The 10,522-nt window shown below is 68.8% G+C and carries 14 protein-coding genes and 1 pseudogene; 1 reads left to right on the top strand and 14 read right to left on the bottom strand.

Features of this window, described 5'->3' with window-relative positions; genetic code table 11:
• Nucleotides 1–504: 504 nt before the first annotated feature.
• From SVTN_RS40795 to SVTN_RS40730, 14 genes and pseudogenes are all read right to left on the bottom strand, one after another.
• The gene (locus tag SVTN_RS40795) at nucleotides 505–804 is read right to left on the bottom strand and encodes a hypothetical protein (protein ID WP_159026619.1); all 300 of its coding nucleotides are present in this window, start codon (nucleotides 802–804) and stop codon (nucleotides 505–507) included.
• A gap of 305 nt (nucleotides 805–1,109) precedes the next feature.
• The gene (locus SVTN_RS44075; RefSeq protein WP_052499868.1) at nucleotides 1,110–1,541 is read right to left on the bottom strand and encodes a hypothetical protein; all 432 of its coding nucleotides are present in this window, start codon (nucleotides 1,539–1,541) and stop codon (nucleotides 1,110–1,112) included.
• Between the two features lie 196 nt (nucleotides 1,542–1,737).
• Nucleotides 1,738–2,235 (bottom strand): DUF6573 family protein, encoded by a 498-nt coding sequence (locus SVTN_RS40785; protein WP_342669722.1) that lies wholly within the window; start codon nucleotides 2,233–2,235, stop codon nucleotides 1,738–1,740.
• Nucleotides 2,236–2,334: 99 nt separating this feature from the next.
• A complete protein-coding gene (locus SVTN_RS40780; protein ID WP_041134961.1) occupies nucleotides 2,335–2,589 on the bottom strand; it encodes a hypothetical protein in 255 nt (84 codons plus the stop codon).
• A gap of 312 nt (nucleotides 2,590–2,901) precedes the next feature.
• Nucleotides 2,902–3,450: a hypothetical protein gene (locus SVTN_RS45050; protein WP_041134960.1), complete on the bottom strand. Its 549-nt coding sequence runs from the start codon at nucleotides 3,448–3,450 to the stop codon at nucleotides 2,902–2,904.
• Nucleotides 3,447–3,713, bottom strand: a complete 267-nt coding sequence (locus SVTN_RS40770) for a hypothetical protein (protein ID WP_041134959.1) — start codon at nucleotides 3,711–3,713, stop codon at nucleotides 3,447–3,449. The genes SVTN_RS45050 and SVTN_RS40770 overlap by 4 nt, the downstream gene beginning before the upstream one ends.
• A 66-nt stretch (nucleotides 3,714–3,779) precedes the next feature.
• On the bottom strand, nucleotides 3,780–4,151 hold the full coding sequence (locus SVTN_RS40765) for a DUF3846 domain-containing protein (RefSeq protein WP_041134958.1): 372 nt from the start codon (nucleotides 4,149–4,151) through the stop codon (nucleotides 3,780–3,782).
• A 390-nt stretch (nucleotides 4,152–4,541) separates the two neighbouring features.
• Nucleotides 4,542–4,751, bottom strand: a complete 210-nt coding sequence (locus SVTN_RS40760) for a hypothetical protein (protein ID WP_041134957.1) — start codon at nucleotides 4,749–4,751, stop codon at nucleotides 4,542–4,544.
• A 53-nt stretch (nucleotides 4,752–4,804) separates the two neighbouring features.
• A complete protein-coding gene (locus SVTN_RS42985) occupies nucleotides 4,805–5,461 on the bottom strand; it encodes a hypothetical protein (RefSeq protein ID WP_052499866.1) in 657 nt (218 codons plus the stop codon).
• Nucleotides 5,462–5,553: 92 nt separating this feature from the next.
• Entirely contained in the window at nucleotides 5,554–6,207 is a 654-nt protein-coding gene (locus SVTN_RS40750) for a hypothetical protein (RefSeq protein ID WP_041134956.1), read from the bottom strand.
• Between the two features lie 195 nt (nucleotides 6,208–6,402).
• A pseudogene (locus SVTN_RS46480) lies at nucleotides 6,403–6,831 on the bottom strand (DUF6884 domain-containing protein); the annotation flags it as partial.
• A gap of 133 nt (nucleotides 6,832–6,964) precedes the next feature.
• Nucleotides 6,965–7,486 carry a hypothetical protein gene (locus tag SVTN_RS40740; protein ID WP_245728086.1) on the bottom strand — a complete coding sequence of 174 codons (522 nt, stop codon included), beginning with the start codon at nucleotides 7,484–7,486 and terminating at the stop codon, nucleotides 6,965–6,967.
• 94 nt (nucleotides 7,487–7,580) lie between these two features.
• Complete coding sequence (locus SVTN_RS40735) at nucleotides 7,581–7,955, bottom strand: hypothetical protein (RefSeq protein WP_041134953.1); 375 nt, start codon at nucleotides 7,953–7,955, stop codon at nucleotides 7,581–7,583.
• A gap of 3 nt (nucleotides 7,956–7,958) precedes the next feature.
• Nucleotides 7,959–8,258, bottom strand: a complete 300-nt coding sequence (locus SVTN_RS40730) for a hypothetical protein (protein WP_041134952.1) — start codon at nucleotides 8,256–8,258, stop codon at nucleotides 7,959–7,961.
• A 258-nt stretch (nucleotides 8,259–8,516) separates the two neighbouring features.
• On the opposite strand from SVTN_RS40730, the gene SVTN_RS40725 reads away from it, so the two are divergent.
• The gene (locus SVTN_RS40725) at nucleotides 8,517–10,496 is read left to right on the top strand and encodes a hypothetical protein (protein ID WP_159026618.1); all 1,980 of its coding nucleotides are present in this window, start codon (nucleotides 8,517–8,519) and stop codon (nucleotides 10,494–10,496) included.
• Nucleotides 10,497–10,522: the final 26 nt, after the last annotated feature.

Here is a 10,522-nt window from a genome sequence, read left to right as displayed (position 1 = left end):
GGTGTGGGCCCCTGTCGGGGCCTGTGGGGGTGGGAGGGGGTGCGTGGGTGTCGGGGGGTGGGGTGGGGGTGTTCGGGGGTGGGGGTGACAGTGTGTTTTGCTGAGGGGGTTTCAGCGCCCTTTCGGGCGCCGTGGATGGGGTGGGTCGCCCTCGCGGGCGTCCGGAATCACGGGGCCGAGTGCGGGCGTAAATTCCCGGGCGGCCTTACGGCCGGATTGCAGGACTTAGCAATTCGGCGCTCTCCATCGGCCGATGATCCGCCCCGACATGTTCCGGGTGCGTCGAGAGCTGTCCCCCCGAGACTTCCCGATCTGATGGCCTGTCACGTAATGTGTGCGCGAGATAGTGCCGCTCGGAAATCGAATAGGGAACCATTCCGGAAAAGAAAAAGAGGCCCTTTCGGGCCTCCCTCACACAGCTGTCACGCCGTCAAAACACCCCGTCCCAGGGCCACTTCCGGCACGGCTGTCCGGCGGCCCCGGGCACGGGCAGAACGCCTGCAGTCAGGCTTCGGCGCGGGTCCTGCGGACGCACGAGGGAGTGAGCCACAGGCCGGTGCGGCGGAGGTGTTCGCGGCCATCGGCGCTGCGGGCCCGTGCGGCGGCCTCGCGGTTGTAGGCGGCGTTCTCGCGCAGCTCCTTCGCCTCCTGCGAATCCCCAACCGCGTCGCGGGCTTCGAGCCGGTCGGCGATCTCGTCGAGCTGCGCCGCGCTGGTCTCCTGATAAGTGGCGTAGTGCTCGGTGGCCTTATCCACATCGCCAGCCCACACGTGGGTAGCGCAGCAAAGAACGGGCTTCTTCACAGGGTGTCTCCTAGGAGCGAGATACGGACTCGGGGAAGGCCGACTGCCACGATCGACCAACGAGACAACCTTAACGCACATTCATCACTTTGGAAACCCTGCGAGGGCGTCCTGCGGCCGGCAACCGGCCGCGACACGGCCGCAACCGGGCCGGGCGGGGTCCGAAGAGCCAAGGCCCGAAAGCGACCAGAAAACGGGGGCAGCACGGGGCCGGAGGCCGAGGCGGGCGCCGCCGTCCAGCAGCCCTGGCGGACCGGGGAAGCTCCGGGGCGCGGGCAGAGCACCCGCACCCCGGAGCCCCCGCGTCAGACCGTCAGACGGGGCGCAGCCAAGTACTCCACACCCCACTCCGGCGCGATCAACTCCCCCGTCTCCGCATCCGTGCAGTAGACGCTGAAGATCTCCGAAGCACTGAGCGGCTTGGCGTAGAACTCCACCAGCTTCCACCCCCTCACCTCGGAGGTCTGGTTGGCGAAGTTCGTGCGGATCACCGCGCCACCGCCCACGATGGCGGCGAGGGTGAGGAGCATCATCGCCTCAAGAGCGTCATCCGGGTCCAAGTCCGTCGTCTCGCCGTCGTTGTGGAACGGAACGGGAATCGAGAGGGTGTCGCCGTTCGCCGATGCCGCGACGACGAGAACGTGGCAGCCGTCCCCCACCGCGTTGAAGAAGCCCATCAACAGCGCAGCGGCGCGCTCAACCTCATACGGGGTCCGCTCGTGCGACGTGATTGCCATGCCGATTCCTCTCGGTCTGCTTCCGGTTTCCTGGCCGGTTGCCACCACCGACCAACGAGACAACTATAACTCATATACACCACTCCTGGGGGGTCGCGCGGATCTTTCTCGGGGGGATTTCCGCATGCGGGAAGGGCCGCGAAGCGCACTGCGCCCCACCCCTCGCCGGAAAGAGGTGGGGCGCGGCTTCCGACTGTCAGTCCTCGCCCGGAAGAGAGATCGTGATCACAGGCTCCCCGTCATCGCCGGGCCCGCACGTGGCGAGCAGCCACGTCTGCTCGCTCTCGTGGCTCTCTCCGTCGCGCGGGACCCGGTAGAGCTCTACAGTGCAAGACCTCCCTCCGTTGGACCGTCGGATGGCGTGGTGGGTCATCCAGAGCACGTCCCAGAGGCGGCCCGACTCGTCTTGATAGGTCTGCCGGTTGTCCTCGTCGGTCCAGGCGACGCAGTCAGCCCACGCGGCCGCGGTGAGCGCCACCGGAACCCCGAACCTGGCCTCTCGGGCGATGTCAGCGCCGACGGCGACCAAGGCCCCGTCGGCGAGGGCCTGGGCTCGGCTGTACCTGTGGATGACCGCTCCGAAGAGGTCGGCCAGGGAAACGGCCGGCTGCTCCGGCTCGGGGGTCCAGCGCATGGCGTCGGGGCCCAGGTTGTCCGGGTTGGCGGTGCCGTCGATGAGGGTCTTGTCGGTCATGGTCTGCCCTTTCGTGAGTGGTGTCCTCGGCGGCGGCGGGGTGCCACTCCCCGCCGCCCGGTGCGGGGCGCAGCCGGACGGCTGCGCCCCGAGGGAGGGTCAGGCGTTGGCGGCCGACCGGGTGATGGAGCGGCGGCGCACGTGGTGCACCGTGCAGGCGTCCGGGTCCTCGGCGAACGGGTCCGTCAGGCGGTAGCGGGTGTCGTCGCTCCCGAGGTGGTCCGCCCGCCCGCAGTAGAAGCAGTCGCACGGCTGGGCCAGGTAGAGCCCGTGGTGCTCGGGAATGCTGCCGTGGTAGAGGACCAGGTCGCCGGGCTCGATGAGGTCGAGGGTGCGGAACAGGGTGTCGGACATGGGTGTCTCCTCACGGCTGTGCGTGGATTCGGTTTGTGATCGGCTGCCACCGCCGACCAACAAGACAACTATAACACACATGAATCACTTTCGGTGCCCTCATTACCCGCCCACCTGGGTGAACTGTTGCCCGGCCGTCCTCCGCCGGCCGCGCCTGTACCGCCGGCACCGCCCCCGCGGCCGGCGCGGAGTGGAGTCGTCAGAAGGTCCCGCTGCTCGGAAGGAGGTTCAGCCCTGCGCCCTGTCGGCCGAGCGCGGCTGCGCCCCCACCGTGCGGAATCGGCACGGTGGGGGCGCAGCGCGGATAGGCGTTTAGCCGGTGGCGAGGCTGGCGCGCACGGCCGCTATGGCGGCGGCAGTGTCGGCGGCCAGGTCGGGGTCATGGGAGTCGTACAGGACGGTGAATTCCACTCCGCCCCCGTCGTAGCCGCAGGCGAGCCAACCGGCGTGATCGGTCAGCGGGTAGTCCGCCTCGGCCTCGTGCCTGTCCTGGCCGGTGAACAGGATCTCGCCCCCGTCAGGGGTGGCGACGGAGATCCAGGAGCGGCCGGAGCCCGGGTGCCCACCTCCGGTGGATCCGATGCCCTCGTCGGCCAGAACCCGCTGGAGGTACTCCCCGGCGGTCCTCTCCTCGGCGTAGCCGAAGTCGCGGCAGTAGGCGTAGGCCATGGTCGCGGCGGTGTCCGGGTCGGGCGCGTTGAACTCCTCGGCCCACCGCGTGAAGTCGTCCTCGCTGGTGGCCAGCAGCTCGACCTGGTCCGCGACGGGGCCTGCGAGGACGGCCGCGATGAGCAGCTCGGTGCTGTCGACGTCGAGGGTCAGGCCGATGACGGTGTACGTCTGCGTCGCGGTGGCCGTCATGCGATCAGCCGGAAGCTCGCGGCGTCGACCGTCTGGGCGCCGAGGTCTCCGAGGAAGGCGGCGACGACGTAGGCGCCGTTGTCTCCTCCCCAGAGGGTCTCGGGGGTCTCGCCGTCCTCCTCGGCGCGCCACGGGAAGGCCTCCAGCACCGCGGCGGCCGCGTTCGCCTTGGCCTCCTCGTAATCCGCTCCCTCGGCGACGACCGCAAACGAATCGGCGAGATCCCAGACTTCGTACCAGTCTCCGATGATGGTGTATTTCACGGGTTTTCCTTTCGTCGAATTCGAGGGCCCCGGAATTCGGCTCCGGGGCCCGGGGGTGACCTGCGTTTAGCGGCGCGGTCGGGGGACGTCGCGGTGACGGTTGAAGTAGCGGTCGACGAGCATGAGTGCCTGGTCCTCGGTGAGGCCGAGCAGCGCTCCAGCGCGCGTGGACCCGGTGAAGACGGCCACGCCGCAGACGGGGGTGGGGTTGGCCTGGTAGGCGTGGAGGAGCTGGCGCGCGGGGGCGTTGGCGGGGAGGCCGAGCGGGACGGCCAGCTCGTCGGTCCACATGATCAGCTGGGTGGTCAGGTCGACGGATCGGACCTGGTCGGCGCCGAGCGCGTCCTGCGGGCAGGTGTCGGCGTCCCAGTCGAGCAGGCGGAAGCCGCCTGTGGGCTCGACCCGCAGGGCGTAGCCGTTCTGGAGGAGGGTGGGCATAGGGGTCCCCTTTCCTGGGAGTTGGTTTTCGGTGCGGGTCGGCTGCCACCACCGACCCACAACACAACTATACCTGCCACTCATCACTTTGTGAACGGCGCAGGCCGCTATTTCCCCTGTTCAGCGGCATGCCCGAGGGGCGCCGGCGGAGCCCGCGCACGTGCCGCCGGCCCGTCCTCTACTCCAGGGCGCCGGCGTTCAAGCGCCGGCCGCGCGGGCCGGCGGCGGCCGCGGTGGAGGCTCCCCGGCCGGCCGAGGGCGCGTCGGCCGCGTCCCGGGCTGGAGGGAACGCCCGGCCGCCCACCGCCGGCCGGATGCACCTGGGTGGCCGGGCATGACTGCGCCCCGGCGCGGCTGGTGAGCCGTGCCGGGGCGCGAGGAGGTGCGGGGCTATGCGGTCAGGGTCCAGGGGCCGCTCAGTCGCGGCGGGCCCGGCTGGTGAGGGTTGAGGTCGACAACCACGTCACCGTCGTCCGTGTGGACGGTGAAGACCGTGGCCCAGGACGTGGGATCGCGCTGGAGAGCCAGCGCCGCGAAGGCGGCATGTACGGGCGTGTCGGCGTCGATCTCAACGTTCCAGCTGATGCTGTACTCCGGCATGTGCTTCGTGCCTTCCTGGGCGCCCTCAGCGCCCGTGTGCGGTCGTAGGAGGTCTAGGCGGCGAGGGTGAGTTCGACGTCGTCCAGGCTGCGCTCGTTGATGGTGACGCCGCTCAGGGGGTCGAGTTCGTCGAGCCAGATGTCCTCGTTGTCGGCGAGGTAGTCGCGCAGGGCGTTCGGGTTGTTGACGATGTACGCGGGGAGCTGGACCTCGACGGTGAACTCGTAGGTGACCTCCTCACTCACGGTCAGGGCGAGGTGCGCGGTCACTTCCCGGTCGTGGCCCTCGGGCTCGGGCGCGTCGGCGTTGACCACGAAGCACAGTAGGGCCGCCGTGTCCTCATACGGGTCGGCATACACCTGCGCCGAGTCGGGGAGCCGGCCGAACGGGGCGCCGAGATGGTCGAGGTCGCGGAGGACCTGGAGCAGGGCCTGGGGATCGCGCGGATCGGTCCCGCCCCAGGCCGTGCGCAGTTCGGGGTCGGTGAGCTCGGGGAGCATGTCCAGGTCGCCGCAGACGCCCTGCGCGCCGCCGGCCGTCCGGAGGCTGTCGAGGTGGAGGTCGCCGGAGTGGGGGTCGCGGCGCAGCACCAAATAGGCGGCGTGCGGATACATGTGGGCGAGGGTGGCGGCGAGGGTGCGGGCCAGACCCTGCGCCTGGTCCTGGGCGGCTTCGAGTGCGTCCTGGCACTGCTGAAGGGTGGTGTGCATCGTTCCTCCTCGGGTGTTTGGAGGGCCGGCGGTACGGGCCGGCCGTCGGCTGGGAACCCCTTCCCCGGCGCCGGGCCGGGGAAGGGGGCGGGTCAGGCGGGGAGCAGCTGGTTGCCGGTGCGCTGCCAGTACCCGGCGGGGGCGCGGTCCGCGCGGCACTCGTAGGTGCCGTAGGCGGTCACCGTGAACTCGTCGTCGCAGACCAGGATGCGGGCGCCGGGGATGAACTCCAGCGTCTTGCTGTCAGCGGGAAAATCCCTGAAGCCCTGGAAGCGGTGGGGGGTGTTCAGGAACCAGTAGGTGTCGCCGCGTTCCAGGTCGGTGCAGCGGACGCTGACGGTGTCGCCGGGGTGGAGCTTGCACCAGGTACGGACGCCGAGGTCGGCGCAGATGTCCTTGACCCGCGCGTAGAGGACGTCGAAGGCGTCCGGGGCGATGCCCAGGGCGCGGTCGGTCTCACCGCTCGGGCCGGTGAAGTGGACGGGGCCCCGGACGTCGAGGCCGTCGAAGCCGTAGCGGGCGGCGAGGCGCTGAGCCACGGTGTTGGGGGCGCCCTGGTCGCCGGGGTGGTAGTGCATGTCCGTTTCGGCGTCGAGCGGGACGGTGGTGTAGGTACCGGGGCCGGAGAAGAGGCCGGTGAGCTCCCACTCGACGTAGGGGTCCCCGAAGGACCACGCAACGAGGCGGTCGGGGTGGAGCGTGCCGAAGCAGCTGAATTCGTGCGGGTGGGTGAAGTCCAGGGGCATGCGGTTCTCCAGGGTGTGCGGGTTTCCGGTTTCGGTCGACTGCCACCGTCGACCACAAGACAACTATAGCATTTATTCATCACTATCGGGGGGTCTTCGAGCCTGTTTTCGCTGCTCAGACCTGCGCGTTCGCCGCTCCCGCTACGCAGAACTGGCCCCGCCCGTAAACGGGCGGGGCCAGTCGGCTGTCGGCTTTCAGGCCGTCGGCGCGGCCGTGGTGGTCAGCTGGCGGAGCACTTCGAGCGGCTGCTCGGCTCGCGCCAGCCGGGCAAGGCGGGCGCGCTGCTCCCCGATGCCTCGGCAGCCGGCGAGCGGCTGCAGGGTGTCCGGGCGCAGCTGCGTGACGGCCTGGACGTAGGCGCGGCCGCCGAGCACGACAACCGGCCGCGGGCCGGGCAGGATGCCGAGCTGGGCCGCCTGGCCGGCGAGCAGCTCGGCGGTGGTGGAGCCGGGCTGGCCCTTACGCAGGTCGTACGGGAAGAGCGGCTCGTCGAGGGTGACGAAGCCGTGCTGCGCGGAGAGGACGACGTCTCCGGTGGCGCCGGCAAGGCGCTCGGCCGCCTGCCGACACAGGAGGTGATAGCTGCCTGTGTAGAGGTCGCGGGCCGACAGGGCTTTCCTGCTGGGCGCCTTGGCGCCGCTACGGGGTGAAGCGCGCCAGTTCGCAGATTCCTGAGCGCGCCGAAGCCGGAACCCGCGCGCTAGTTCGCCGTTGCGGGGAGCGGGTTCCTGGCGCCATCGCCCGGCGTTGGGGCCGCTAGGTCCTGGCCTCGTGGTGCTCTCTGAACCAGTTCAGGATCCCTCGGGCGTCCTTGATCACCTTCGTTGACGTCCTCCTCAGCCCGTCGTCGTCCTGGTATTCGTAGTCCTCGCGGATGCCGACGTCGTCGGTGAACGTGTAGGTGAACGTCTCGCGATATGTGTATTTCCCGTCGGAGCCCCAGCCGTTACGGGTCCTGGGGCGGGGCCTGACAACGCGTCCCCTGTAGGTCTTGTCGTACTCGTCGAGGAAGTTGCCCAGGAACATCGCCTCGTCATCCGTCAGCCGCGTGCCGAAGATGTTCAGATGCTCGCCGATGTAGTCGCGGAGCCGCTTCTTCTCGTGTCGATCCACGTGTCCCTCCCTGTTCCCGTCCGGTGTCCCCGGACGGCTACTCAGAACGATATTGATCAGTCGGACGGCTGGTCCGGTGAAGCTGGAGATGGGCGGTGATCTCCGGTTCGGGTTCAGCGGGAGGGTGGAGGTCCGCCCGGGGTGGGCAGCGACGACGTAGCGCATCGGGCGCGCGGTGGCGCTTCGGGGCCGGTGCAGCAGGGGGCGCCGAGGCGGGGCGGCGGCCGCTGGGGGTCCGCCGCCCCGCCGGTGGGGTGGTTCAGCTGTTGGGCGGCAGGAACTGCCGGTCCGGCTCGACGCGCCAAGTCAGGGTCGGAAAGAGGCGGCGGACCTGCCGTTCGGCCCAGGGCCGGACGGTGTCCCAGGCCTGCTGTGTCGGCTCGTTGGCCCAGGTGTGCCAGCCCTCCGCGCAGTTGGCGATCTGCTCGCCGAGCGCGGCCATGAGGGTCTCGGTGGTGATCTCGTCGGGGAGTTCCGTGTTGTTCTCGGTGGTCATGGCGTAGGCCTCGTAGAGGCGCTCGGCGAGGGTCTCGCCGTCGAGGTTGTACACGGAGGTGACCTGGAGGACGGCGCCACGGCCGTCCGGGTCGAGGACCAGGCAGGTGGACGGCTGGGGCGTGGTGTTGATGGCCACGGCTCAGGCAGCCAGCTCGAAGCCGTTGGGGCGTTCGCCGCCGCAGTTCGGGCAGGGGTCGGTCTCGTGGTAGTACCAGCTGCTGCACGCGCAGTCCCAGGTGGAGATGGACCACGTCCACTCCCAGCCGCCGATGCCGTAGAGGCCGTCCTCCTCCCGGGGTTCGGGGTAGCCGAGCTCCTCGGCAATGTCTGCCCGGATGAGGTGGGTGCCGGCGGCAGCATCCAGGCCCTCACGGCGCAGGCGGCGTGAGGGGCAGATGCCGCACGCGGGGTGGTCGGGGTAGGTGACGAAGGGGTCCACGGTCGCAGCTTTCCACAACTCCCCCGCAGGGTTCTTACGCGTGCGCGTACAACCGTGTTGTGGATCACGTCCGTTAGCGGCGGATAAAGACGAACTGCCCAGGTTGGGCGCGTTGCTGATGGACCGTCTACCCGCATAGGAAAGAGGGCGGCGCGACACACACCAGCAGTGTCCTGCCGCCGGGTTGAAGGGCGGTGGGGCCAGAGGGGACATGTCTTGTTCGGCACGTCGAGAACCAGAAGGAAAACCGCTCTTGCGGTGGGCACCGCAGCACTGATGCTGTTAAGTGCCGGCGGAGTGGCGGGCGCGGCTCCAGCCGTAAAGCCCGACCCCAATGCGGCACCACCGAAGGTGCACGGTCCGGAGAAGACCACGTTCGCCGCGGCGGCGGGCGCCCGCCCGGCGTCAGGTAAGACGCCCAAGGCTGCGCCGTTGTCGAGGAACGCGGCGCCTGGCGGGTTCCAGCGGGTGAACTCGCAAAAGGTGCAGCTTACGAACACGGTGACCGACCCCGATGGGGATCAGGCCAACCTGACGTTCGAGGTGTGGACCGCAGACGCGGCCGGGAACCCGGTCACCAAGGTCAAGCTGAACGACTCCACCTATGGCGTCATCGTCTCCCCCTATGTGGCTTCAGGGGGTACGGCGAAGGTTGACGTTCCGGCGGGCAAGCTGGCACTGAACACGAACTATGTGTTCCGCACCAACGCCTACGACGGCTCGCTGTACGAGACGGTGTGGTCTCCGTGGGCAAAGTTCCGGGTGGAGCTACCGGTGGATCTCACCCTGCCGACACCGAACTACGCGAGCCCCAACCCGAACCACTTCGACGCGCAGCAGCCGCACTACTACCAGACCAAGCCTCTCGGTCAGCCGGGTACGCCGCTGTCGGCGCGGGCCACGGCCGCGGCGAAGGATGCGGTGGAGCAGTGCAGTGAGCCGGATGAGACCGGCCGTCAGGTGTGCTTCGGGAAGTCGACCCCCGCGCCCAAGGGCAAGGCGCCCCACGCGTCCGCGAAGGCGGGTGTGGCTGCGGCGACGGCCGGGGTGCAGTGGTGCAACACCGACTTTGAATCGATCCTCGCGACGCGGTTCATTGAGTGCGATGTGCGGTCGGTGCCGGTGATCATCAGCATGGACGGTGTGCCGCAGGCTGTGGCGAAGTTCATGTTCCTGCGGATGATCGAGCTTGACGGACAGAACACGTTCACCGAACACCTGACAATCGAGCCCGCGCAGCAGATCCCGCCCGCGTTCCGTGAGATCAACTTTGTGGGCTGGAACCACCTGTGTGAGAACTTCTGTACTCCGCAGGAGCAGCCGGTGACGGCGTGGAATGGCAAGCCGTGGTGGGTGCCGGGTGAGATGCACTCGGCGACGCTGACGACGCCGTACAAGTGGGATACGTCGCTGGCCGGTACGGACTACCGGTTCAAGCCTGACATTCAGATCGACGCGAACATTCTTCCCGCCGACGGGAAGATCCGCCCGTTCAAGACCGGCTACCAGTGGTCGCTTGACTACGACGGCGGCACCGAGGATCTCGACCGTATCCGCTGCGACACCCCTGCCGCAGACGCTCCGGCCGGATCCGTTCCGGGCTGCGTGTTCGTGAATGTCGCTCCGACGTACACGTTCAACGCGAAGGCATTCCCGCAGGCCGCCGCGCACGCGTGGCTGATCCAGAAGGCCACGCCGAAGCACCCGGGTTCGATGACGGATCAAAAGCCCCTGTACTACATGGGCGACGAGGCGCAGAACACCCGTTCCCGTGGGCGGATCTGCCCCACCGGGTGGGCCGCGAACAACGGTGACGCCTCCGCCCTGGTCGACGCGAGCGACACCCTGAACTGTGACGAGTTCGCGTTTGCCTCGTCGTACAACAGCGGCGGCATGTCGTCCACCGAGGGCGGCATCAACCCGGCGATCCCGCCGGGGAAGACCACCCCCAGCGGGGATGCGTGCATTTCGATGTACGCGAAGAAGCACGGCAGCATGATCCACCTGTTCTCGCAGAACGGGGCTGACCCCACGTTCAACGAGGTGTGCGGCCGGGCGGCGATCTCGGGCATGCACAACCAGGAATCCATGGGCGGCCACTTCGCGAACTTCATGAAGCAGATGCGCATCAAGGACAAGGATGCGTACTGGCTGGATACGCGCATGGATGACGGCGGCACCTGTCGTTACGGTGTCGGCGGCGGTCAGCCCGTGATCTGCCAGCTCGCTGCGCAGTAACACCCGGCACGACAGCGAGCGGCCCC

This window comes from Streptomyces vietnamensis, assembly GCF_000830005.1.
GTDB lineage: Bacteria > Actinomycetota > Actinomycetes > Streptomycetales > Streptomycetaceae > Streptomyces > Streptomyces vietnamensis.
The sequence above is the reverse complement of the archived record's forward strand: the minus strand, read 5'-3'. Positions and strand labels throughout refer to the sequence as shown.

Coding starts and splice junctions, on each gene's coding strand:
- SVTN_RS40750 (WP_041134956.1), bottom strand. CDS start 6,207: ATGCCCCTGGACTTCACCCACCCGCACGAATTCAGCTGCTTCGGCACG.
- SVTN_RS40785 (WP_342669722.1), bottom strand. CDS start 2,235: ATGACCGACAAGACCCTCATCGACGGCACCGCCAACCCGGACAACCTG.
- SVTN_RS45050 (WP_041134960.1), bottom strand. CDS start 3,450: ATGACGGCCACCGCGACGCAGACGTACACCGTCATCGGCCTGACCCTC.
- SVTN_RS42985 (WP_052499866.1), bottom strand. CDS start 5,461: ATGCACACCACCCTTCAGCAGTGCCAGGACGCACTCGAAGCCGCCCAG.
- SVTN_RS44075 (WP_052499868.1), bottom strand. CDS start 1,541: ATGGCAATCACGTCGCACGAGCGGACCCCGTATGAGGTTGAGCGCGCC.
- SVTN_RS40780 (WP_041134961.1), bottom strand. CDS start 2,589: ATGTCCGACACCCTGTTCCGCACCCTCGACCTCATCGAGCCCGGCGAC.
- SVTN_RS40760 (WP_041134957.1), bottom strand. CDS start 4,751: ATGCCGGAGTACAGCATCAGCTGGAACGTTGAGATCGACGCCGACACG.
- SVTN_RS40740 (WP_245728086.1), bottom strand. CDS start 7,486: ATGCGCTACGTCGTCGCTGCCCACCCCGGGCGGACCTCCACCCTCCCG.
- SVTN_RS40765 (WP_041134958.1), bottom strand. CDS start 4,151: ATGCCCACCCTCCTCCAGAACGGCTACGCCCTGCGGGTCGAGCCCACA.